19 protein-coding genes are annotated in these 21,698 nt (G+C 71.7%); 14 read left to right on the top strand and 5 right to left on the bottom strand.

Annotation, left to right across the window (positions count from 1 at the left end):
• Positions 1 to 55: 55 nt before the first annotated feature.
• Positions 56 to 1,243 carry a hypothetical protein gene (locus tag BLW76_RS36415; protein WP_091316239.1) on the bottom strand — a complete coding sequence of 396 codons (1,188 nt, stop codon included), beginning with the start codon at positions 1,241 to 1,243 and terminating at the stop codon, positions 56 to 58.
• Positions 1,244 to 1,412: 169 nt separating this feature from the next.
• Between BLW76_RS36415 and BLW76_RS36410 the strand changes: the two genes are divergently transcribed.
• The 3 genes from BLW76_RS36410 (at position 1,413) to BLW76_RS48110 (ending at position 4,054) form a co-directional block, all read left to right on the top strand.
• Positions 1,413 to 2,144, top strand: coding sequence for a Crp/Fnr family transcriptional regulator (locus BLW76_RS36410; protein ID WP_091316237.1), 732 nt, complete (start codon positions 1,413 to 1,415; stop codon positions 2,142 to 2,144).
• Positions 2,145 to 2,227: 83 nt separating this feature from the next.
• Positions 2,228 to 3,355 (top strand): hypothetical protein, encoded by a 1,128-nt coding sequence (locus BLW76_RS36405; RefSeq protein WP_091316235.1) that lies wholly within the window; start codon positions 2,228 to 2,230, stop codon positions 3,353 to 3,355.
• An 87-nt stretch (positions 3,356 to 3,442) separates the two neighbouring features.
• Positions 3,443 to 4,054 carry a hypothetical protein gene (locus BLW76_RS48110; protein ID WP_143060752.1) on the top strand — a complete coding sequence of 204 codons (612 nt, stop codon included), beginning with the start codon at positions 3,443 to 3,445 and terminating at the stop codon, positions 4,052 to 4,054.
• 26 nt (positions 4,055 to 4,080) lie between these two features.
• Here the strand turns inward: BLW76_RS48110 and BLW76_RS36400 are convergent, their stop codons facing one another.
• Positions 4,081 to 4,968, bottom strand: coding sequence for a LysR family transcriptional regulator (locus BLW76_RS36400; RefSeq protein ID WP_091316234.1), 888 nt, complete (start codon positions 4,966 to 4,968; stop codon positions 4,081 to 4,083).
• A gap of 87 nt (positions 4,969 to 5,055) precedes the next feature.
• Here BLW76_RS36400 and BLW76_RS36395 point away from each other — a divergent pair, with 87 nt between their 5' ends.
• The gene (locus tag BLW76_RS36395) at positions 5,056 to 5,817 is read left to right on the top strand and encodes an alpha/beta fold hydrolase (protein ID WP_091316232.1); all 762 of its coding nucleotides are present in this window, start codon (positions 5,056 to 5,058) and stop codon (positions 5,815 to 5,817) included.
• A 3-nt stretch (positions 5,818 to 5,820) separates the two neighbouring features.
• Positions 5,821 to 6,597: an alpha/beta fold hydrolase gene (locus tag BLW76_RS36390; protein ID WP_091316209.1), complete on the top strand. Its 777-nt coding sequence runs from the start codon at positions 5,821 to 5,823 to the stop codon at positions 6,595 to 6,597.
• On the opposite strand, the gene BLW76_RS36385 is transcribed toward BLW76_RS36390, so the two are convergent.
• Together BLW76_RS36385 and BLW76_RS36380 are read right to left on the bottom strand one after the other, a co-directional pair.
• Positions 6,581 to 7,441 carry an SGNH/GDSL hydrolase family protein gene (locus tag BLW76_RS36385; RefSeq protein ID WP_091316207.1) on the bottom strand — a complete coding sequence of 287 codons (861 nt, stop codon included), beginning with the start codon at positions 7,439 to 7,441 and terminating at the stop codon, positions 6,581 to 6,583. The genes BLW76_RS36390 and BLW76_RS36385 overlap by 17 nt on opposite strands.
• A gap of 72 nt (positions 7,442 to 7,513) precedes the next feature.
• Positions 7,514 to 8,149, bottom strand: coding sequence for a class I SAM-dependent methyltransferase (locus BLW76_RS36380; RefSeq protein WP_091316205.1), 636 nt, complete (start codon positions 8,147 to 8,149; stop codon positions 7,514 to 7,516).
• Positions 8,150 to 8,222: 73 nt separating this feature from the next.
• On the opposite strand from BLW76_RS36380, the gene folC reads away from it, so the two are divergent.
• Both folC and BLW76_RS36370 read left to right on the top strand, forming a co-directional pair.
• Entirely contained in the window at positions 8,223 to 9,878 is a 1,656-nt protein-coding gene (gene folC / locus BLW76_RS36375) for a bifunctional tetrahydrofolate synthase/dihydrofolate synthase (protein WP_091316203.1), read from the top strand.
• Positions 9,875 to 10,267 (top strand): DUF4233 domain-containing protein, encoded by a 393-nt coding sequence (locus BLW76_RS36370; protein ID WP_091316202.1) that lies wholly within the window; start codon positions 9,875 to 9,877, stop codon positions 10,265 to 10,267. The genes folC and BLW76_RS36370 overlap by 4 nt, the downstream gene beginning before the upstream one ends.
• Before the next feature lie 47 nt (positions 10,268 to 10,314).
• Here BLW76_RS36370 and BLW76_RS36365 read toward each other — a convergent pair whose 3' ends face one another.
• A complete protein-coding gene (locus BLW76_RS36365) occupies positions 10,315 to 12,672 on the bottom strand; it encodes a penicillin acylase family protein (protein ID WP_091316201.1) in 2,358 nt (785 codons plus the stop codon).
• Between the two features lie 124 nt (positions 12,673 to 12,796).
• Between BLW76_RS36365 and BLW76_RS36360 the strand changes: the two genes are divergently transcribed.
• From BLW76_RS36360 to BLW76_RS36330, 7 genes are all read left to right on the top strand, one after another.
• Complete coding sequence (locus tag BLW76_RS36360; RefSeq protein ID WP_091316199.1) at positions 12,797 to 14,344, top strand: alkaline phosphatase D family protein; 1,548 nt, start codon at positions 12,797 to 12,799, stop codon at positions 14,342 to 14,344.
• A 58-nt stretch (positions 14,345 to 14,402) separates the two neighbouring features.
• On the top strand, positions 14,403 to 14,813 hold the full coding sequence (ndk, locus tag BLW76_RS36355) for a nucleoside-diphosphate kinase (protein ID WP_091316197.1): 411 nt from the start codon (positions 14,403 to 14,405) through the stop codon (positions 14,811 to 14,813).
• Between the two features lie 52 nt (positions 14,814 to 14,865).
• Positions 14,866 to 15,579, top strand: a complete 714-nt coding sequence (locus BLW76_RS36350) for a maleylpyruvate isomerase family mycothiol-dependent enzyme (RefSeq protein WP_091316196.1) — start codon at positions 14,866 to 14,868, stop codon at positions 15,577 to 15,579.
• A 127-nt stretch (positions 15,580 to 15,706) separates the two neighbouring features.
• Entirely contained in the window at positions 15,707 to 18,979 is a 3,273-nt protein-coding gene (locus tag BLW76_RS36345) for a phosphodiester glycosidase family protein (RefSeq protein WP_091320314.1), read from the top strand.
• A 30-nt stretch (positions 18,980 to 19,009) separates the two neighbouring features.
• Positions 19,010 to 19,966: an ABC transporter ATP-binding protein gene (locus BLW76_RS36340; RefSeq protein WP_091316194.1), complete on the top strand. Its 957-nt coding sequence runs from the start codon at positions 19,010 to 19,012 to the stop codon at positions 19,964 to 19,966.
• The gene (locus BLW76_RS36335) at positions 19,966 to 20,769 is read left to right on the top strand and encodes an ABC transporter permease (protein ID WP_091316193.1); all 804 of its coding nucleotides are present in this window, start codon (positions 19,966 to 19,968) and stop codon (positions 20,767 to 20,769) included. Before BLW76_RS36340 ends, BLW76_RS36335 begins: the two co-directional genes overlap by 1 nt.
• Positions 20,770 to 21,591: an ABC transporter permease gene (locus BLW76_RS36330; protein ID WP_091316192.1), complete on the top strand. Its 822-nt coding sequence runs from the start codon at positions 20,770 to 20,772 to the stop codon at positions 21,589 to 21,591.
• The last annotated feature ends 107 nt before the right edge of the window (positions 21,592 to 21,698 follow it).

The following is a 21,698-nucleotide window of genomic DNA, read 5'->3' as shown; positions in this document are numbered from 1 at the left end:
CGCGAAGTGCCGGGCTTTGTCGTACCCCTCGGGTAGCGTGGAAAACGGGGGATGCTCAGCACCCGGGGAGGCCGAGTCCGCCCCGATGGTTTGAGGAGATCCACACCTCGGAAAGGTAGCCCGACCTCCCGTCGGGCCAGCGGATCCCGTACCAGAGATCGGACACCGCGAGCTGCGGGTTGCTGTCGTCCGCCGGGTCGTGGTCGTTCCCGTTCGTGGTCCGGGCTCCGCGAGCCTGGCAGAAGGCCACGACCTGCGCTCCGGAGCTGACCTCGGTGCCCGGTAGCATGCAGCCGGCGCTGCGGCAGAAGTTCTTCGTGACGGTCGAGAGGTAAGCCGGCACATCCTCCCTGACCCGTGCCGGTCCGTCCAAGACCTTGTCGAACACCGTGATCGTGCGGGTTGTCGGCGCCGCCTTCACCGTCGGCGCCGGCGCGCTCGTCGTCGGTTCCGGCCTGTCGATCGGAGGGCCGGTAGACGGGACGGGCGGCGCAGGCGGGGCGGTCGGCTTCGGCGGGGGGACGACGAAGTCGTCGCCGATCACTCGCTGGGTCGCTTCGTCCACGATCGAGGTGCTGAGCGCGATGTCGACGTCCTGATCACCGTGGCAGTCGAGGATCCAAGGGATCGAGCCGTCGGCCGCGACGACACCGTCGTGTTCGTCGTACATCCAGCCACTCGGCTGAAACCCGGTGTTCGACGTGAACCGGCCACCCGGGGTGAAGCCCGACGACGTGGCGGTCAGCCGGCCTTCGGCCGTGGTGCACGAGCCGGTCACGTGGAACGTCAGTGGCTGAACCGGAGGCAGTGGGTAGTCCTTCAGGATTTCCGCGGAGCAGGGCGGTACCGATGCCTGATCTTTGACCAGGTCCGCGTAAACCCACCCGGACCACCCGGGATGCGGATTGCGGTCGCCTTGGGTGACGTAGAACCACCGGGGAGAGCGGTACTCGTTCCCCGGCGGAGAAGTGTCACGCCAGCACCGCATGACCACCGAACCACCGTCGTAGAGGTCATCGATCGTGCCGCATCCGCCGACGTTCTGGTTGTCAGGTGTGGAGTGGTCGCACGACCTCAGGCGCACGGGCACGGACGAGGTGTCACGCTGGACGTAGCTCCGGGCGGCTGCGCCGGCGAGCGGCCGGACGTCGACGGTCGGCGTCGAGGCCAAGCCCCACGCGACAACTACCGCAGCCGCTCCGGCCGCGAGCATGCCCGCAGTGATCTTGTTTCGCAGCAGCATCGAACTCCTTCCGGTGATCTTCGTGGCTGGGAAGTGTTCACTGATCGGCTGGGATGCACGGGGCAAACCGCCATTTGGCGGTCCGATCAGGTGAAGTCCGGTGCGATTGGTGACATCCGCGGGCATGCCGAACGACTGAGTCCGCGACAAAGCGTGCGGGAGGGTCGCGATGGCGAATGGTGGAGGTGCCCGGGATCCGGCGGAATTCCGAGCGGAGTGGCCGGAACACGGGGTTTTGGCTCGTGTCGGTGAAAGCGTGCTGGATGGTTGGTTGCGGGCCGGCGAGGTGAAGATCTTCGGTAGTGGTGAGAGGCTCATCGAAGAGGGGGCGGACGAGTCGGACGTCTTCTTGTTGCTGGCGGGGTGCGTCAAGGTCGTGGCACGGTTGGGGAACGGGGGCGAGGCGCTCCTGGCTGTCCGCGTCGGCGGTGACCTGGTGGGTGAGCTCGCGGCCTTCGACGGCGAGAGGCGCTCTGCCACCGTCGTTGCCTGCGGGAACGACTCTGTTGTCACCTGCCGGATCGCGGCGAGGGAATTCCTCGACGTCCTTTCCCAGGACCATGCCGCGGGGCGCACCGTGACCAGATCTATAACAGCGAAGCTGCGGGCCTCGACCCGTCGTCGGGTCGACCTTCCCGAAGCCGTCGATGTCCGGCTGGCGAATGTCCTGGTGGAGCTGGTGGAAGACCACGGGCACCGGTTGTCCGAGCACGGTTACGTGATCAAGGTCGACCTGACGCAGTTGGAGCTCGGCACCTTGGTCGGCGCGAGCAAGAGAACTGCGCAACGTGCCCTGCGGAAGCTGCGCAACAGCGGCCTGGTGGAGCCGGAGGGCCGGCGCATCGTCGTCCGGGACCTGGCGGCGTTGCGGGCGATCAGCCGCCGGTCGGGATCGGCCTAGGCCGCCGTTTGGCGGTTTGCGCGGCGCGCCCTGACACCGTCGGCCAAGCTTTCCCATCCTTTACGATCTCCGAGGAGACCTTGGTGCCTGACACGCCCGAATACGGCGAGGTGTCGCGAGTGCTCACGTCGTGCGACGTCCAGCACTATGCGGGCCGGTCCTTCGCCGAGCAGTTCGATGTCCAGGAAAGGATCGTCGAATTCCAGGACAGCGCTGCTGAACACGCTCGTGTTCCGCGTCGTGGTGACTTCATCCAGCACGCCGGCGACGGGGATCTGACCCGCTGGCCGGCCGGAACGACACCCGTCGACGTGCTCGCACGGTACGTCCCGGCCCTGCACAGCGAGCTCAAGCGGGCCAATCGGCACCGTGCGCCGGAATGCGCGATCAAGATGCGCCTGGCCGTGGCCATGGGGACATCGCGCCGGACGAGCTCCGGTGGTCTGGTCGGGACCGCGGTCGAGACGGTCAGCCGGCTCGTCGATTCGCGCGAGGCGAAGGACGCCCTGCTCGGGGCGGGCGACGCGCCGCTGCTGGTGATCGTCGAAGATGCCGTCTACCGGGATGTCGTGGCCAAGGGGATGGGATACCTCGACCCCGCCGAGTACCGGCTGGTGGAGGTGCGGAACAAGGAGTTCGCCCAGCGTGCCTGGATCACCGTGCCGGGACGGCAACTGCCGCCGGGGAACGGCTCGGAGCCCCCCGACGCCGATCATCGGCCGGGGAAGCCGGGCCGTCGTTGGTGGCGAATCAGCGTCACCATTTCCGCCGCGATCATCACCGGCGGCGCGACCGTCGTCGCCGCCGTGATCATGAGCAGTGGGAACCTGGGGCGCACCCAGCAGTCGACCGGTACACCCGCCGCCAGTTCGTCGGCCCAGGCGGCGTCCTCGAGCAGTACACCGACCCGGCCGCCCAGCACCTCTCCGGCCGGCCGCTGGACAGAGGTCGCCGCCAACCGCCGAGGTGTACCCACCTTCGCCGACACGTCCGGAGCTGCGGCCTCGGCCGGTTCGATCCCGTACGGCACGGCGGTGGAAGTTTCGTGCGTCGCGCCGAACATCTCGGGAATGTCCAGTGTCAACGCCTTCTACCGGATCGAAACTGCGCCTTGGCAGGGCCTGTACGCGCCGGCGAACACCTTCGCGAACGGCGATCCCTTGGGCTCGTCCGGAACGCACGACATCGATCCCGCCGTACCGAAATGTTGAACGTACCGAAGTAAAGGGTGAGCTGCCATGGGCGACGGGAGGGCCAGACGACGCCGGACCGTGCCGGTACTGGCAGGTCTGGCGGTCATGGGTGTCGTCGTCGGCGCGAGCTTCCTGTTCACCGGCTCCGGCACGCCGACGCTGGTGCGACCGACGCAAACCCTGGGCATGTCGACGCCTTCGTCGTCTCCGCACACCGCAACTGAGAGCACACCCGCCGGGCCGCCGGTACAACAGGCGGTCACGTCAGCGGAGCAGACGCCCTCCGGCCCGCCGAAAGCCGTGACCACGGTCCCCGCGCCGGGTGGCCCTGCCACTGACCGAACCAAAGGTCCTGGGACACCGGGGTCGTCGACCCGAACGGGCGTATCGGCTACGACACCGCCGAAAACGTCCGTCAGCCCGGCCGCCCGACAGGTCGAGGTCGGCGGCAACAAGAACGGCTCACCCACCTTCACCGATACCAAGGCCCTGCGGCCGGGGCCACGGCCGGTCGGCTACCTCGAAGCCGTCGAGGTGTCCTGCAAGGTCTACGACACGACCATCGAGTCTGCTTCGCCCGGCGGATACTGGTACCGGCTTGCCGGATATCCCTGGAACAACGGCTATTACGCAGTGGCCAACACATTCACCAACGGCGATACCCCGGGGGACCCACAGGGCCCCACCGATTTCGACCCGGCGGTACCCGACTGTTGATCGAAGCTCATCATGAACGGCTCTGCTCAACCGGTTTCAGTTGCTTGCGCCGCTTCGATCAACGCCACCACCTCGGGCGTCACCCGCCGGTCGGAAGGCGTGGCCAGGTACGTCTGCATCCGCGGTGCCGGGTCCGTCAACGGCCGGAACACCACGCCCGGCACCGGTAGCAGGTTCGCGTGCGCCCGGTAGAACACCGTCCAGTGTGGACGGCCGAAGCCCAGCGTGCCCAGCGTGTCCTGCGCCGTCGTGAACTCCGTTCCGAGCACCGGCTCGAAGCCCGCCTCCCGGCAGCACGAAACGACCAGGTCGTACAACGGCTGATTCCGCGAAGGCGGGCTCAGCCGCGCCGGAAGGGAAGCCAGCGAAGCAAAGGGGACCGCGGACAAGGCCGCCAGCGGGTGCGACGAAGGCAGCGCCACCAGGACCTCGTCCATCCACAATGGAGTGAAGTCGAGTCCCGAGGCGGGCCAGGAACCCCGCACGATCGTCGCGTCCAAGGAACCGTCGCGGACCCGCTGCAGCCGTTGCAGCGTAGGCGCGTGGAGCAGCTCCAACGACGCCGAAGGAGCGAGTCCGGCGAACGCGCGAAGCAAGGCGTCCAGCCGGTCGCCCAGGCCCTCGCTCGTCCCCAGCCGGACCGATGCCCCAGCCTGCCGGAAGTCCGCCACCGAGTCCGCCGCCCGGTCGGCCGCCGCCAGCACCGCCCGTGCGTGCGGCAGGAACCGCTGTCCGGCCTCCGTCAAGGACACGGTTCGAGTCGTGCGCGAGAACAACGACACGCCCAGGGCGCGCTCCAGCCGCCGGATCTGCTGGCTCACCGCCGGCTGGACGATGTGCAGGCGCTCCGCCGCGCGGCCGAAGTGCAGCTCCTCCGCCACCGTCACGAAGTACCTCAGCTGACGCAGCTCCACCGGCAGACCCCATTCATCAGCGTTCGTGATCAGTGTACGAGCGACTCGGCCATCGAAAAGCCCGCGCCCGCGGGCCAGGCTCGGGACATGCCCGAAATGGAAGTCAACGGAATCCGCCTCCACTACGAAGACGCCGGCGCCGGCCCGGCCCTGCTGTTCCTGCACGGCTGGGGGACCAGCGGCCGCGTCTGGGCGTCGTGCCTGCCCGGCCTCGTGCGCGACCACCGCGTCGTCACGCTCGACTGGCGCGGGTGCGGCCGCTCGGACCACCCCGCCGACGGCAACACCATCGCCCAGGTCACCGCCGACCTGGTGACCGTCATCGAGACCCTGACCATCAAGCCCACCGTCGTCGGGTCGAGCATCGGCGGCCTCTTCGCCACCGAACTCGCCCTCGCGCGGCCCGACCTGGTCGAGCGGGTCGTCACCGTCGACGGTCCCGGGTACTGGCCGAGCACCGGCATGCGCGATCGGGTCCACGAACTGCGGAAGCAGCTCGTCGACGACCGGCCGGGCACGGTCGCCGGCTGGGTGCCGGGCTGGTTCGGTCCCGGCGCCTCCCGCGAGCTCGTCGACTGGACCGTCCGCCAGCTGCTCGACTCCGGCCCCTACATCGACGAGCTGTTCACCGAGTGCGCCGGCTACGACCCGCGGCCGCGGCTGAAGGACCTGAAGACCCCGATCACCTACCTGCACGGCGAGCTCGACGCCCAGATCCCGCTCGAAGTGCCACGCGCCTGCGCCGCGGAGACGCCCGGCGCCCGCGTGCACGTGCTCGCCGGGTGCGGGCACGTGCCGCACCAGGAAGACCCGCGCGCGTTCACCGCCGCCCTCCGGGAAGTCGCCTGAGCCATGCCGAAAGTGACTCTCCGCGACGCCGTCGTCCACTACGACCGGACCGGCGACGGCCCCGCCCTGCTCCTGCTGCACGGCACCGCCGCGTCCCGCGAACAGTGGGGACCGCTGACCGCGCAGGCGGACGGCTTCACCGTCCTCGCGCCCGACTTCCCCGGCTCCGGCCTGACCACCGACGGCGGCGGCCCGATAACCGTCGAAGCCCTCGCTGCCCAGGCCGAAGCCGTCCTGGACCACGCCGGGTTCGCCACCGCCCACGTCGTCGGGCACTCGCTCGGCGGGGTGGTGGCGGCCCACCTCGCCGGCACGCGCCCGGACCGCGTCCGGTCCGCGGTCCTGCACGCCGCCTGGCCCGTCACCGACACGCGGCAGGACGCCGAGTTCCGCTACTGGCTCGACCTGCTCGAAACCGGGACCTTCGCCCGGATGCTCCCGCTGATGGCCTTCGGCCCGCGCTACTGGGAGCAGGCGACCGCGGAGAGCAACGAACAGCTCGTCAAGACCCTCGAAACGGTGATCCAGCCCGGCGCGGACCGGCAGATCGCGACCGACCGCGCCGTCGACCTGCGGCCGGTCCTGCCCGGCATCACCGCGCCGGTGCTCGTGCTCGGCAGCGCGCACGACCGGATCGTCACGGCGGACCAGCAGCGTGCGCTGGTCGCCGCGATCCCGGACGCGCGCGCCGCCGAGATCGACGCGGGGCACGGCGCCCCCGCCGAGCTGCCGGACGAGTTCGCCCGGCTCGTGCTGGACTTCGTCAGCGCAGCGCCTTGAGCACCACCGCCGCCACGCCGGCCATCCCCGCCTTCAGCGGGTGGTAGGCGGCCGCCTCGAGGACGTTCTCGTGCTGGCCGTTGATCCACGCCGAACCGCCGCGGGCGCAGGCGTCGTGGCCGCGTGACGGTCCGAAGGTGTCGACGAACTCCGCCTTGCCGTCCGCGTCCGCGGCGTCGGACAACGTCAGGTTCAGCTTCTCCTCGATGCTGTTCAGCCACGCGTAGTCACCGTCGGCGAAGGGCAGCACATCCGGGCAGTAGCCCTGTTCGGGCACGATCCGCGGGTAGCCGATCACCAGCACCCGCGCGCGGGGCGAGCGCTCGTGGATCGCCGCGAGCGCCGCCTCGACCCGCGGCCCGATGTTGTCGATCGCCGCGGAGATCGAGCCGGTGAAGCGGTCTTCGCACGGGTTGCCCGTCGGGTCGCTCGCCCGCAGGCCGGGGCACGCCGAGGTCAGGGTGCCGAACACGCCGTAGTCGTTGCCGCCCATCCCGAGCGTGACGAGGTCGGTGTCGAAGCGCAGGGCGTCCAGCTGCGGGCCGTTGGTGCCGCCGGCGGGCACGTTCTGCGGCCGGGTCAGGTTCGTGGTGTTCGCGCCGGCGCAGCTGACGTCCGTGAACCGGCCGGGGTGCAGGGCCGCGGCCACCACCGACGGGTAGTTCGCCGTCGACCGCCCGCAGCCGAGCGGGTCGAGCCGCTGGACCGGGATGTACGGCCCGGAGGTGTAGGAGTCGCCGAGGGCGACGTAGCCGCCGATGGCCGCCGCGGACGCCGCGGTGGCCGACGCCGGCAGCAGGACGGCTGCCGAGACGACGGCGGTGAGCAGCCGGGTGATGCGCATGAAGACCCCGTTCTCGCTGGTGGAACTGCTGCCCCCACATCTAGCGAGCCCCGGGCGTCGAGGGGGCGGACTTCACCCGCCAGTCGGGTCACCGTCGCCGTGTTCACGGTAAGTGATCAAGGTGCGCCAGAAGAGCAGCGGCCGGACCGTGCTCCCGGGCAGCAGCCGGGCCGACTCGCGGCGCAGCTCGGCGATCGTCGGGAACCGGAACAGCGTGGGGGCGAGCGGGCCGTCGTCACCCCCGCCGTTGAGCCGCTCGCCGGCGTACACGACGAGCCGCGCGAGCGCGTTCAGCGGCACGGCGGCCACCTCGCGCGCCCAGTCCGCCGGACTGCTCGGCCGGGCCGGCGTCAGCACCACGAGCACCCCGCCCGGCACCAGCGCGCGACGCAGCTTGGCGACCGTCTCGAACGGCATGTGGTGCAGCGACGCCAGGCACGAGATGTAGTCGTAGTGCGCCTCGGGCAAGGCGTCGGTGGTGACGTCGGCCTGCCGGTAGACGATCTCGCCGGGCCCGGGCGACCCCAGCCCGGCCGCGGCCTCGACCATCGCCGCCGAGACGTCGACCGCCTCCACCGCCATGCCGGTCGCGGCCAGCCGCCGGGCGAACCGGCCGGTGCCGCAGCCGACGTCCAGCGCGATCCCCGGCCCCGGCGGCAGCAGGTCCAGCAGCAGCGGGTGGTAGTGGTCGTTGTGGTTGAACGGCATGCGTCGAGAGTGCCACCAAGCACGCACGTAGACTCGGAAGGCAAGTGCGAAACCCCAGGCCGGAGGAGATTCAGTGCCGCAGGATGAGACAGGTCGCAAGCCGGACCTGTCGGATCTGGACAGCTTCGCGGGCGTCGACGAGCTGGGGACGTCGGGGTACGAGGAGTCCGACGACCACGACCCCGAACTGGACGTCCGCGACACCGCGTTCGAGGCGGGCGGCGGCTCGCGCGGCGGGATCGGCGGCGTCGGCCAGCTGGGCGACAACCTCGCCACCGGCCCGGTGCCCGACCTGAGCGTGCCCGAGGACACCGAGCTGCACGAGCTCGACGACCAGGGCGAGCCGGTCGAGTACGGCGACCCGAACGGCCCCGAGGCGCGGCGCGAGCTGATGGCCGTCGAGGCCGAGCTGAACCAGCGCTGGCCGGAGACGAAGATCGAGCCGTCGCTCACCCGCATTTCGGCGCTCACGCAGCTGCTGGGCGAGCCGAACCGCGGCTACCCGGTGCTGCACGTGGCCGGCACGAACGGCAAGGGCTCCACGGCCCGGATGATCGACGCGCTGCTGACCCGGATGGGCTTGCGCGTCGGCCGCTACACGAGCCCGCACCTGCAGCTGGTCACCGAGCGGATCGCGCTCGACGGCCGGCCGATCTCCGCCGCGCGCTACGCCGAGCTGTGGCACGACATCGCGCCGTACGTGTCCATGGTGGACGGTGCTTCGGCGGACGGCGTGGCGATGAGCAAGTTCGAGATCCTCACCGGGATGGCGTTCGCCGCGTTCGCCGACGCGCCGGTGGAGGCCGCGGTGCTGGAGGCGGGCCTGGGCGGGGCCTGGGACGCCACGAACGTCGCGGACGCCGACGTCGCCGTCATCACGCCGATCGGCCTCGACCACGTCGAGTACCTGGGGCCCGACGCGGTGAGCGCGGCGCGCGAGAAGGCGGGCATCATCAAGCCGGGTTCGGTCGCGGTCATCGCCGAGCAGGACCCCGAGGTGCTCAAGGTGCTGCTGGAGCGCGCGGTCGAGGTCGACGCCGCGGTGGCCCGCGCGGGCAGCGAGTTCGGCGTGCTGGAGAAGGAGACCGCCGTCGGCGGGCAGCTGCTGAAGCTGCAGGGCCTCGGCGGGGTGTACGACGAGATCTTCCTCCCGCTCCACGGCGCCCACCAGGCCGCGAACGCCGCGCTGGCGCTGGCCGCGGTCGAGGCGTTCTTCGGCGCGGGCAAGGACAAGCAGCTGGTCGTCGAGGCGGTGCGCGAGGCGTTCGCCGAGGTCGAGACCCCGGGCAGGCTCGAGCGGGTCCGTTCGGCCCCGACTGTCCTGCTCGACGCGGCGCACAACCCGCACGGCGCCCGCGCCCTCGCGACGACGGTGTCCGAGGAGTTCGCCTTCCGCCGCCTGGTCGCGGTGGTCGGCGTGATGGCCGAGAAGGACGCCCACGGCATCCTCGACGCGCTGGAGCCGGTGGTGTCGGACATCGTCGTGACGCGCAATTCCTCGCCCCGGTCGATGCCGCTGGGCGAGCTGAACGAGCTGGCGATCTCGGTGTTCGGCGAAGACCGCGTCGTGGCGGAGACGGACCTGGAGACGGCGATCGAGACGGCGATCGCGCTGGTGGAGACCAACGAAGACCCGGAGGAACCCCTGGCGGGCGGCGGCGTGCTGGTCACCGGCTCCGTGGTGACGGCGGGCGAGGCGCGCACGCTGTTCGGGAAGGAGCCGGCATGACCTCGCCGTCGCAGCAGAAGCCCAAGGACCCGATGAAGGGCTTCCGCGGCGTGATGTCCGGCACGCTGATCATGGAGGCGATCACGGTCGCCCTGGCCCTCCCGGTGGTCAACAAGCTCGGCGGCGGCATCTCGACCGGTACCGGCTGGACGGTCATCGCGGTGGCGGTGCTGCTGATCGTGACGTGCGGGTTCGTCAAGCGCACGTGGGCGGTGCCGCTGATCCTGGTGTTGCAGGTGGTGCTCATCGCCCTGGTGTTCTGGCTGCCGGCGATCGCGGTGCTGGGCGTGATCTTCCTGGCGGTGTGGCTGTGGCTGCTGTGGCTGCGCCGCGACGTCGCGCGGCGGATGGCCGCGGGGACGCTGGCGAGCCAGCAACCCCAGCCCTGACCCGTCGGCGAAGGCGGACGCCGAGCGCCCGCCTTCGCCGAGGAAAGTCACCGCAGCACGACGACTCGCAGCGCGGGCGACCGCAGGATGTCGGCCTCGCAGAACCGGCCCTCCACCCACTCACCACGGCTGTACAGCTTCGTCTGATCACTGAAGTACGGCGACTTCGGGTTGGCCGACTGCGAATACGTCAGCAACGTCGACGAATCCGGGCACCCGCGACCGCTGAACCCCACCACCTGGACGAAACTCGACCCGTGCGCCACCTCGGCGTTGCCGCGGGCCGGGTCCCACACCGGTGTCATCACGTTCAGCACCCCGAGGAAACCCTGGGCGCCGTGGATCGGGATGCGCTCGCCGTTGCGGGTCACCGCTTGGCCGTCGCGCAGCCGCGCGTCCGGGGCGAGGCCCGCCGCGCGCAGTTCCACGAGCGCGTCCCCGAAGGCCTTCTGCACACCCGCGTCGCCGATGTTGAGCGTGTTCGGTGTGGTCAGCGGCGCCTTCGGGTCGAACGGCACCGTGAACCGGTCGACGTTGCCGAGCCGCACACCGAACCGTTGGAACAACAGGGAACCACGGCTGTCGAGCGTGTACCGGTGGTCCCAGCTCGCGAGGGCGTCACACGCCGCGCCGACCGGGACCGGGCCGGTCGACGACGGTGCCAGCCCGCCCGGGAACGACGCGCACAGCTTGGCGAGGTCCGCCGCCGCGAGGTCGGCGAACAGGCTGTGGTCGGCGAAGAGCATCTTCTTCATCGAGTCCGCCGTGAACTTGCTCGCCTCGGCCGTGCGCAGCGCTTCCCGCGTGCGCGGGGAACGCTCGGTGTCCTGGTCGCTGACGATCCGCGGGAAGCCGGTGAGCGGGGCCCGGGCGTTCGAGAGCCAGGCGCTGTCGTTCGCGTTCAGCTCGTAGTCCCGGCGCTGTTGCTGCGGCAGCCGGGACGGTGCGAAGATCCCCGGCTCCAGCGCGTCCGGGTCCGAACCCCACCGGCACGACGACCGTGAACCGTCCAAAATGGCCAGTCCATCGGTGGCGAGTGTCTGCTGCCCCACCGGCGTGCTGCAGGTGCGGGCCAGCTCGTCGGTGACGTGCGGGACGACCTGGATGTCGGCGTACAGCGCGTTGCCCGCGCGGTCGGTGGCGATCGTGTTCACCCACGGCACACCCTGGGTGCGGCTGAGCGCGCGCACGACGTCGGCGGTGCTGCGGGCCTGGTCGAGCTCGAACCACGTGTTCAGCCCGCGCATGTTCGTCGCGTTGGCGTCGCGCAGCGCGTACGCCGACTTCGCCGTCCACGGCATCGGGATCCCGCCGACGTCGTTCAGCACCGGGCCGTACCGCGTCGACCAGAACGTCTGCCGCGCCGGCTTCAGCGAACCGTCGGCCTGGCGCACCTGGACCGTGACCTCGCGGGACGTCATCTTCTCGGGCTTGCCGTCGACCACGTACGTCGTCGGGTCACCGGCGGCCAGCGGCACCTCGAACAGGCCGAACGTGACCGGAGTGGACACCGTGTGCGTCCAGGCCGCGTCCGCGGTGTGCCCGATCATCACGAACGGCATGCCGAGCAGGCTCGCCCCGGCGACGTCGACCCGGCCGGGAATGGTCAGCTGGCTCTGCCAGAACCGCCGTCCGTCGTGCCACGGGTAGTGCGGGTTGCCGAGCAGCACACTGCCTTTGCCCGCCGCGGTTCCGTCCGCGCCGACGGCGATGCCGTTGCTGCCGAGCCCGCCCTTGCCCAGCCCGTCGCGCAGGCTCGCGGACAGCTGCGCGGGCGTGCCCGGGGCGGGTGTCGACGCACCGGACGGCGGCGCCGCGAACAGCCCTTCGGTGACGAAGCCGAGGCCGCCGGTGACGGCGATGGAGTAGAAGTGCCGGTAGAAGTCCTGCTCGGTGATCGGCCGGACCCACTCGGCGCCGCGGCAGGCCGGATCGGTGATCCCGGACCGGCCGGTGCGGGCGAGGAACGCGTTGAACCCCTTGACGTAGCCCGAAACGACCTGCCGGACCTCCGGCCGCGGCCCCTGCGGCGCGGGCTGCGCGACCAGCCTGTCGACCACGCCGGAGTCGTTGAGCTGCTGGAAGAACAGGTCGCTGTGCAGGTTGTTCTTCGCCTCGGACAACGACGGGTAGCCCTCGCCGTCCGGCCCGAAGTACCGCGACCGCTGGGCGCTCACCGTGACGTAGATCTTCGCGAGCTCGCAGACGTTGTCGGTCGCCGATGCGTAGCCGTATCCGTAGCCGAGGCCCGCGTAGTCCTGGGCGACGATGTGCGGGATGCCGTGTTCGGTGTAGCGCAGCACGGCTTTCGCGCTGCTTTCCCCGGCCGCCGCGACGCCGGTGCAGAGAGTGGTGACCGAGAGCGCGGCCGCGAGAGCGGCCAACACCTTTCGGATGTGCGTCATTCGTACCCCCTTGTCGTGATCACCACGCTACCGACGGCGATCACGTCCGGGTATGGGGGAAAACCCCAATGTTCGTTCACCCGCGCGCAAGCCGCCGTTGGCCGCGGCGGGATAGAAACCGCGCATGACCGAACACTCCCGCCGCACGCTCCTCAAGGCCGGCCTCACCGGCGCCTCCGCGGTCGCCGCCGGCCTCGCGCTGCCGTCCGCCGCCTTCGCCGCCGTCCCGCTCGTGCGCGGGGACCGGCCGGTGCTCACCCACGGCGTCCAGTCCGGCGACGTCACCCCGGGTTCGGCGATCGTCTGGTCGCGCGTGGACCGGCCGTCGCGCCTGGTCGTCGAGATCGCGCGGGACCCGTCGTTCCGGCACGCGCGCCGGGTCGCGGGCCCGCTGGCAGGCCCGGACAGCGGCGGCACCGGCCGCGTGCGCGTCCCCGCGCTGGCACCCGGCACCGAGTACCACTACCGCGTCACCGCGGAAGCCCTCGACGGCCGCGCCACGAGCGAGCCGCTGACCGGCCGGTTCGCCACCGCGCCGGTGGGCCGCCGCGACGCGCGGATCGTGTGGTCGGGCGACGTCGTCGGCCAGAACTGGGGCATCAACCCGGACCTGGGCGGGATGACGATCTTCTCCGCGATGGCCGCCCGCTGCCCGGACCTGTTCCTGCACAGCGGCGACACGGTGTACTCCGACGGCCCGCTGACCGAGACCGTCACCCTCCCGGGCGGCCGGACGTGGCGCAACGTCGTCACGCCGGAGAAGGCGAAGGTCGCCGAGACGCTCGACGAGTTCCGCGGCCAGCACGCCTATAACCGCCTCGACGACCACTTCAAGCGCTTCGCCGCGCAGGTGCCGTCCTACGTCCAGTGGGACGACCACGAAGTCCTCAACAACTGGTACCCGGGCAAGATCCTCGACAACCCGGCCTACACCGAGAAGCGCGTCGACGTCCTCGCGCCGCGGGCGTACCAGGCGTTCCACGAGTGGCACCCGATCGACTCGCGCCGGGCCGTCGACGGCCGTGTCTACCGCAGCTTCCGCTACGGCTCCCGCGTCGAGATCTTCGTCCTGGACATGCGGACCTACCGCAACGCCAACACGGCCGACCGGACCAAGCCGGGGTACATCCTCGGCGACGCGCAGGCCCGCTGGCTGGCCGACGCGCTCGGCCGCAGCACGGCGACCTGGAAGATCGTCCAGGCCGACATGCCGCTGGGCCTGGTCGTCCCGGACGGCGCGAACATCGAAGCCGTGGCGAACAACCTGCCCGGCGCGCCCGGCGGCCGCGAAACGGAACTGGCGTGGGTGCTGCGGGAAATCCAGCGCCGCCGCGTCCGCAACGTCGTCTGGCTGACCGCCGACGTCCACTACACCGCCGCGCACCACTATTCACCCGACCGGGCGGCCTTCCAGGACTTCGACCCGTTCTGGGAGTTCGTGTCGGGCCCGCTGAACGCCGGCGCGTTCGGGCCGAACACCCTCGACCCGACGTTCGGCCCGGAGGCGGTCTTCGTGCACGCCCCGCCGTCGGCGAACACGGCCCCGATCGACGGCTTCCAGCACTTCGGCGAGCTGAACGTCGACGGCGCGAGCGGCGACCTCACGGTGGACCTGCGCGACGCCACCGGGGCGTCGCTGTGGTCGAAGACACTGCACCCGCAGGGCCGCTGACCGAGGTCGGCTACGCTCACGCGCACCGAAACCCACCGCACCAAGGAGCAAAACCGTCGTGACTGAACGCACGCTGGTCCTGGTCAAGCCCGATGGCGTCGCGCGCGGCCTCGTCGGCGAAGTCATCTCGCGGATCGAGCGCAAGGGCCTCCAGCTCGCCGCGCTCGAGCTGCGGACCGTGCCGCAGGCGCTGGCCGAGGAGCACTACGCCGAGCACAAGGAGCGGCCGTTCTTCGGCGACCTGCTGGAGTTCATCACCTCGGGCCCGCTGGTCGCGCTCGCCGTCGAGGGCCCGCGCGCCATCGCCGCGTTCCGCCAGCTCGCCGGCGGCACCGACCCGGTCGAGAAGGCCACCCCGGGCACCATCCGCGGCGACTTCGCGCTGGAGACCCAGTACAACCTGGTCCACGGCTCGGACTCGCCGGAGTCGGCCGAGCGTGAGCTGAAGCTCTGGTTCCCCGACCTGTGACGCCCTGCCGGGGCCACGCCCGCGCGTGGTCCCGGCAGCCCGGGAGACTCCCATGACGAAGATGCCGTTCGACGCCCGCGCGTACCTGCCGGTGCTGGCGGAGCTGACCGGCGCGTTCGCCGCGGCGCTGCGCACGGCCGACCCGGCCGCGGCGGTGCCCGACTGCGACGGCTGGACCGTCACCGATCTCGCGACGCACCTGGGCAACGTGCACCGCTGGGCCGCGACGATCGTCCGCACCGGCGAGGTGCACCCGCAGGACTCCGCCGTCGGCGCGGGCGGCGACCTCGTGTCGTGGTACGCCGAAAGCGCGCGCCTCCTGCTCGCCGAGCTGGAGACCGCCGACCCCGGGGACCCGTGCTGGCACTTCGCCGGCACCGGGAAGACCAAGGCGTTCTGGTTCCGCCGTCAGGTCCACGAAACCGCCGTCCACCTCGCCGACCTCGGCAGCGGCCACGTGCTCGACCCGGCCGTGGCCGCGGACGGCGTCGACGAGGTCTTCACGGCGATGCTGCCGCGGGTGACGCGCTGGCACGCCGTACCGCAGCTGCCCGGGCCCGTCACCCTGCGCGCCACCGACACCGGCGACGTCTGGACCGTGCACCCCGGCGAGCCGCCCGCGCTCGGGCCGGCCGTTTCCGGCGGCGCGACCGTCGAAGCGCCCGCACGCGATCTGCTGCTGCGCCTGTGGAAGCGCACCGGGCCGGACCCGCGCGCGACCGGCGACGCCGCGAAGGCGCTCCTCGCCGCACCGCTGACCCCGTGATGGTGTTCTAGACCATTCAGGCGGCGTTCACCGGGAAGCCTTCCCCCGGCCGTGCCACTGCGCTGTGCTGATTCGGCTCGCTCCTCACTCGATACTGGGGTACCCGGTGAAGAAGTCACGCATCGCGCTGCCGTTCGTCGCCCTGTTCGCGACGGCCTTCGTCGTCCCCGGCGATCGCCTCGACGCCCCGCTCGGCACCCCGCCGATCGAGGCCGCGCCCGCCGGATCGTCGGCCCACGAAGGGCCGGGCGTCTTCGCCGCCGCGGACGTCGACGACGGCCTGGTCACCGGCAGTGCGACCACCGAGGTCGCGCCCGGGCTGAACCTCACCCAGTTCGACCGGTTCGACCCGGCGGGCTGGATCCGCGGCGACACCCTCGCCGTCGACCTCGGCAGCAAGGTCCTGCGGCCCACGTACCTGAGCCCCGGCACGGTTTCCGCGCGCACGCCGCTGTCGCAGCAGGTGGCGCGGGCGGGTGCGGTGGCCGGCGTCAACGGCGACTTCTTCGACATCAACGCCACCGGCGCGCCGATCGGCGTCGGCATCGACCGCGGGCAGCTGCAGACGGCACCTGCCGCCGGGCACAACCTCACCGCGTCGGTCACCGACGCGGGCAAGGCGGCTTTGGCCTCGGTCTTCCTCGAAGCCACCGTGACGCTGCCCAGTGGGGTTGTGAAAGCGACCAACTTCAACAGCCCGGTCCTGGGCACGGACGCGATCGGCGTCTACACGCCGTTGTGGGGCGCTTCGAGCCGCCGGACGTCGGTCGCGGGCGCCTCACGAGTGCGCGAGGTCGAGCTGCGCGACGGCGTCGTCACCGCCGTGCGCGAGCAGGCGGCGGACGGCCCGATCGCGGCGGGCACCACACTGCTGCTGGCCCGCGAAGCCGGGGCGGACGCACTCGCGGCACTGCAGCCGGGTGACGCGGTCGGCGTCACCTATGCGCCGCGCTCGGACGCCGGGAAGATCGCGGTCGCCGTGGGCGGCAACAAGGTCCTCCTCCGCGACGGCGTCGTGCAACCGGTCGACGACGTCGCCCTGCACCCGCGGACCGCGGTCGGCTTCTCCGCCGACGGCCGGAAACTGTGGCTGGCCACCGTGGACGGGCGGCAGGCCGACAGCCGCGGGATGACCGAGCTGGAACTCGCGCGCCACCTGAAGAGCCTCGGCGCCGACGACGCCCTCAACCTCGACGGCGGCGGTTCGTCGACGCTCCTGGCGCGCACCGAGGGCGAAGCGGCGCCGAGCGTCCGGAACGCGCCGTCCGACGGCGGGGAACGCCTGGTGCCCAACGGCATCGGCTTCACGACCGTGCCGGGCAGCGGCCGGCTCACCGGGTTCGCGCCGGCCCCGGCGGTGACGGCGGACGGCGCCGACCGCGTGCTGGCCGGCCTGACCCGGCGCCTGGTCGCCCACGGCCACGACGAAACCGGCGCCGCGGTGGCCGCCGACCCGCGCTGGACCACGTCGGACCCGCGGCGGGCGACCGTGACGCGCGGCGTGGTCACCGGCCATGGCGCGGGTGCCGTCGACGTCGTCGCGCGGTCCGGCCGGGCGTCCGGGAAGACGGCGCTTGCGGTGCTGGGCAAGCCCGTCCGGCTCGGCACCAGCACCGAGCAGGTCGCGTTGTCGGGCGCGGGCGCGCGAAGCACCTTCAAGGTCTACGGCTATGACGCCGACGGCTACGGCACCTGGCTGGAGCCTGACGACGTCAAGCTCGACTACGACCACTCCGTCGTGCGGGTCAAGCCCTCCGGTGACGGCTACGCGGTCACCGCGCTGACGTCCTCCGGCGCGTCGGCGATCACCGCGTCGGCCGCCGGCCTGACCACGCACCTGGCCGCGTCGGTCGGCACGGTCGCGCAGGTCGCGGCCCCGCTGGACGGTCCGGCGGGCTGGTCGGCCACGGTGTTCCCGGCGGTCGTCGGTGCGGCGCTGTCGGCGGCACCCGGCCGCGACGGCGGCGCCGGGCTCGCGCTGGACTACCGGCTGACCGGCACCACCGCGACGCGCGCGGCCTACGTGACGCCGTCTTCGCCGCTTCCGGTGCCGCCGGGTACGCAGAAGATCGGGTTGTGGGTCGACGGCGACGGCAAGGGCGCGTGGCTGCGGGCGGAGCTGCGGGACGCCGCGAACGTGGCGTCCATTGTGGACCTTTCGCTGAGCGTCGACTGGACGGGCTGGCGGTACGTCACGGCCGCGATCCCGGCCGGCCTGCCTTCGGGACAGCGCCTGGCGCGCTTCTACGCCGTGGAGAACGTCCCGGACCAGCAGTACGAAGGCCGGCTGGGGTTCGACGACCTCACCTTCGAGGTGGCGCCGACGACGGCCGTGCCCGCCGACCCCGCCCCGCGCGACCCGGCGCTGGTCACCGACGGCGTCCTGGCCGGCGGCCTGCGGGTCGCGGTCGTCAGCGACGCCCAGTTCACCGCGGACGACCCGGCGGGGCCGCTGGTCGCCCAGGCCCGGCGGGCGCTGCGCGAAGCCGTCGCCGCGAAGCCGGATCTGGTGCTGCTCAACGGCGATTTCGTCGACCGCGGCACCGCGCCCGACTTCGCGCTGGCCCGGCAGGTGATCACCGACGAGCTCGAGGGCAAGGTGCCCTGGTACTACGTGCCGGGCAACCACGAGGCCGAAGGCGGCAACGGCCTCGCGAACTTCCAGGCAGCCTTCGGCGCGACGCACCGGGTCACCGACGTCCACGGCATCCGGCTGGTGCTGCTCGACTCCTCTCGCGGCACGCTGCGGGCCGGCGGCTTCGACCAGGTCAGGCTGCTGCGCACGGCGCTGGACTCCGCGGCGGCCGACCGGTCGGTCCGCGGGGTCGTCGTCGCCATGCACCACCCGGTGCGGGACCCGAGCCCGACCGGGAACTCCCAGCTCGGCGACCGGAAGGAGGCCGCGCTGCTGACCCGGTGGCTGACCGGGTTCGAGCAGGCGTCCGGCAAGCCCGCGGCCGCGGTGGCGTCGCACGCCGGCGTGTTCTCGCTGTCGCGGGTCGACGGGGTGCCGTACCTGGTCAACGGCAACTCGGGCAAGGCGCCCGCGGCCGCGCCCGGCGACGGCGGGTTCGTCGGCTGGACGCTGCTGCGGATCGACCCGGCCGACCGTGCGCAGCCGGTGCGGTTCGAGACGCGGCCCAACGTCGACGCGCTGTCGCTGACCGGGCCGTCGTCGATGGCACCCGGCGAGCGCGCCGTCGTCCGGGCTTCGGTGCGGCAGGGCTCGCGGGACGTGCCGGTGTCCTACCCGGTGAGCGCGGACTGGACGGTCGGCCGGGGTGTCGTCGCGTTCGACCCGGCTTCGGGCGTCCTGACGGCGTTGCGGCCGGGTGTCGCACGCCTGTCCGTGCAGGTGAACGGCGTCTCGCAGACGCTGGTGGTGACCGTCCGCGGCTAATCCGTTCGGTTTTTGTCGGTGGTGGGTCCTATGGTGCGAAGCGTGGACGATTCGGAGGACCGGGAACCGGCACTGGTGCAGGCCAAGGCACTGGTGAAGCGCTTCGACGAGTTCGAAGCCGTGCGCGGGATCGACGTCGAGGTGCGGCGCGGGGAGGCGTTCGGCTTCCTCGGCCCGAACGGCGCGGGCAAGTCGTCGACCATGCGGATGATCGCGTGCGTGTCGCCCCGCACCGACGGCGACCTGCGCGTGCTGGGGCTGGATCCGGAGGTGGCCGGGCCGCGGATCCGGGCGCGCCTGGGCGTGGTGCCGCAGCAGGACAACCTGGACGTCGAGCTGACGGTCCGGGAGAACCTGCTGATCTACGGCCGCTACTTCGGCCTGTCGCGCGCGGCGGCGCGGCGGAAGGCCGACGAGCTGCTGGAGTTCGCGCAGCTGACCGACCGGGCCGGCGACAAGGTCGACCCGCTGTCCGGCGGCATGAAGCGGCGGCTGACGATCGCCCGCTCGCTGGTCAACGACCCGGAGCTGCTGCTGCTCGACGAGCCGACGACGGGCCTCGACCCGCAGGCCCGCCACCTGCTGTGGGACAGGCTGTTCCGGCTCAAGGCCCAGGGCACGACGCTGATCGTCACCACGCACTACATGGACGAGGCCGAGCAGCTGTGCGACAGGCTGGTGGTCATGGACCACGGCCGGATCGCGGCGGAGGGCTCGCCGGCCGACCTGATCCGGCGGTATTCGACGCGCGAGGTCGTCGAGCTGCGGTTCGCGCCGGGGGAGCAGGTCGCGGCGGCCCAGCAGGTCGACGGCCTGGCCGAGCGTGTCGAGGTGCTGCCGGACCGCGTCCTGCTCTACAGCGACGACGGCGAGGAAACCCTGGAGCGCGCCCACCTGCGCGGGGTGCGGCCGCTGTCGAGCCTGGTCCGCCGCAGCTCGCTGGAGGACGTCTTCCTCCGGCTCACGGGCCGGACGCTGGTCGACTGATGGCGACGATCTCGACCGGCCGGGTGGTCGGCAAGTGGCACGGCGCCTGGCTGCAGGTCGAGGGGCGGTGGACCTGGTACCGCAGGCACTGGGTGTCCACTTTGTACTCGACCGGCCTGCAGCCGGTGCTGTTCCTCGCCGCGATGGGGCTCGGCTTCGGGTCGCAGGTGCAGCCCGGCGCGGCCACCGGCGGCCTGTCGTACCTGCAGTACATCGCGCCCGCGCTGCTGGCCGCCGGGGCCGCGCAGCAGGCCGTCGGCGAGTCGAGCTACCCCGTCCTCTCCGGGTTCAAGTGGCAGAAGGAGTACCTGGCGGTCACGGCCACGCCGGTGTCACCGGGGCAGGTGGTCGGCGGCCACCTGATCTGGTCGGCCCTGCGGCTGACGCTGGCCGGCGCGATCTACGCGCTCGTCGCGCTGTTCTTCGGCGCCTGGACCGGGCCGGGCGTGCTGCTGGTGATCCTGGCCGGCACCGTCACCGGGCTCGCCTGCGCCACGCCGATGACCGCGCTCGCCGCGCACACCTTCGACGAGGGCCAGCGCTTCGGGTTGATCTTCCGGTTCGTCCTGATCCCGATGACGTTGTTCTCCGGCACGTTCTTCCCGATCTCCCAGCTGCCGGGCGCCATCCGCTGGCTGGCCTGGCTTTCCCCGCTGTGGCACGGCACGCAGCTGGCCCGCGGCGTGAGCATCGGCGGCGTCGGCGCCGGGGCGATGCTCGGGCACCTCGCCGTGCTGGCGGTGTTGTTCGCGGCCGGGTGGGCGCTCGCGCACCGGGCCTTCTACCGGAGGCTGGTGGTCTGAATGACGACCGTCGAAACCCGCGCCGGACTGTTCCTGCGCATCCTCCCGCCCGCGCTGTACGCGGGCCGCGCCCGCACGCTCGTCGAGCGCTCGGTGATGGTGTACCGCGGCAGCTGGCTGATCTTCCTGTCCGGTGCGGTCGAGCCGTTCCTCTACCTGCTGGCGTTCCAGCTGGGGTTCGGCAAGCTGGTCACCGAGGTGACGGGCCCCGGCGGGCACCCGATGAGCTACGTCGCGTTCGTCGCGCCGGCCCTGCTGGCGACGTCGGCGATGAACGGCGCCGTCTTCGAATCGACGTACAACCTGTTCTTCAAGCTGCGCTACGCGAAGCTGTACGACGCGATGCTGGCGACCCCGATCGGCCCGCTGGACGTCGCACTGGGCGAGATCGGCTGGGCGATCACGCGCGGCGGCATCTACGCGGTGGCGTTCCTCGCGATCGCGGCGGCGATGGGCCTGCTGGCGTCGTGGTGGGCCCTGCTGATGGTCCCGGCGGCGCTGCTGGTGGGCCTGGCGTTCTCGGCGATCGGCATGGCACTGGTGACGTTCCTGCGGTCGACCGCCCAGTTCGACTACATCCAGCTGGGCCTGACCCCGATGTTCCTCTTCGCGACGACGTTCTTCCCGCTGTCGGTGTACCCGGAGCCGCTGCAGTGGGTGGTCCGCTGCCTTCCGCTCTACCACGCGATCGAGCTGATGCGCGGCCTCGCGACGGGCCTGCTGTCCGGCAGCATGCTGATCAACCTGGCGTACCTGGTCCTGCTCGGCGCGGTGGGCCTGTGGGCCTCGACCCGCCGCATCGCCAAGCTCCTCCTCACCTGACGCGATGCCCACCCAATCACGCGAGTCCCGCCTTCAATCACGCGAGTCCCGGCCCCAATCACGCGAGTCTCGGCCCCGATCACGCGAGTTCCGGCTCCGATCACGCG

This window comes from Amycolatopsis tolypomycina, from assembly GCF_900105945.1.
GTDB classification, from domain to species: Bacteria; Actinomycetota; Actinomycetes; order Mycobacteriales; family Pseudonocardiaceae; genus Amycolatopsis; species Amycolatopsis tolypomycina.
The sequence above is the reverse complement of the archived record's forward strand: the minus strand, read 5'-3'. Positions and strand labels throughout refer to the sequence as shown.

What these genes read in the sequence shown, in the direction of transcription:
- BLW76_RS36340 (WP_091316194.1), top strand. Translation starts at nt 19,010, where the DNA reads ATGGTGCGAAGCGTGGACGATTCGGAGGACCGGGAACCGGCACTGGTG.
- BLW76_RS36385 (WP_091316207.1), bottom strand. Translation starts at nt 7,441, where the DNA reads ATGCGCATCACCCGGCTGCTCACCGCCGTCGTCTCGGCAGCCGTCCTG.
- BLW76_RS36395 (WP_091316232.1), top strand. Translation starts at nt 5,056, where the DNA reads ATGCCCGAAATGGAAGTCAACGGAATCCGCCTCCACTACGAAGACGCC.
- BLW76_RS48110 (WP_143060752.1), top strand. Translation starts at nt 3,443, where the DNA reads ATGGGTGTCGTCGTCGGCGCGAGCTTCCTGTTCACCGGCTCCGGCACG.
- BLW76_RS36335 (WP_091316193.1), top strand. Translation starts at nt 19,966, where the DNA reads ATGGCGACGATCTCGACCGGCCGGGTGGTCGGCAAGTGGCACGGCGCC.
- BLW76_RS36365 (WP_091316201.1), bottom strand. Translation starts at nt 12,672, where the DNA reads ATGACGCACATCCGAAAGGTGTTGGCCGCTCTCGCGGCCGCGCTCTCG.
- BLW76_RS36360 (WP_091316199.1), top strand. Translation starts at nt 12,797, where the DNA reads ATGACCGAACACTCCCGCCGCACGCTCCTCAAGGCCGGCCTCACCGGC.
- BLW76_RS36350 (WP_091316196.1), top strand. Translation starts at nt 14,866, where the DNA reads ATGACGAAGATGCCGTTCGACGCCCGCGCGTACCTGCCGGTGCTGGCG.
- BLW76_RS36370 (WP_091316202.1), top strand. Translation starts at nt 9,875, where the DNA reads ATGACCTCGCCGTCGCAGCAGAAGCCCAAGGACCCGATGAAGGGCTTC.
- BLW76_RS36410 (WP_091316237.1), top strand. Translation starts at nt 1,413, where the DNA reads ATGGCGAATGGTGGAGGTGCCCGGGATCCGGCGGAATTCCGAGCGGAG.
- BLW76_RS36330 (WP_091316192.1), top strand. Translation starts at nt 20,770, where the DNA reads ATGACGACCGTCGAAACCCGCGCCGGACTGTTCCTGCGCATCCTCCCG.
- BLW76_RS36390 (WP_091316209.1), top strand. Translation starts at nt 5,821, where the DNA reads ATGCCGAAAGTGACTCTCCGCGACGCCGTCGTCCACTACGACCGGACC.
- BLW76_RS36380 (WP_091316205.1), bottom strand. Translation starts at nt 8,149, where the DNA reads ATGCCGTTCAACCACAACGACCACTACCACCCGCTGCTGCTGGACCTG.
- BLW76_RS36415 (WP_091316239.1), bottom strand. Translation starts at nt 1,243, where the DNA reads ATGCTGCTGCGAAACAAGATCACTGCGGGCATGCTCGCGGCCGGAGCG.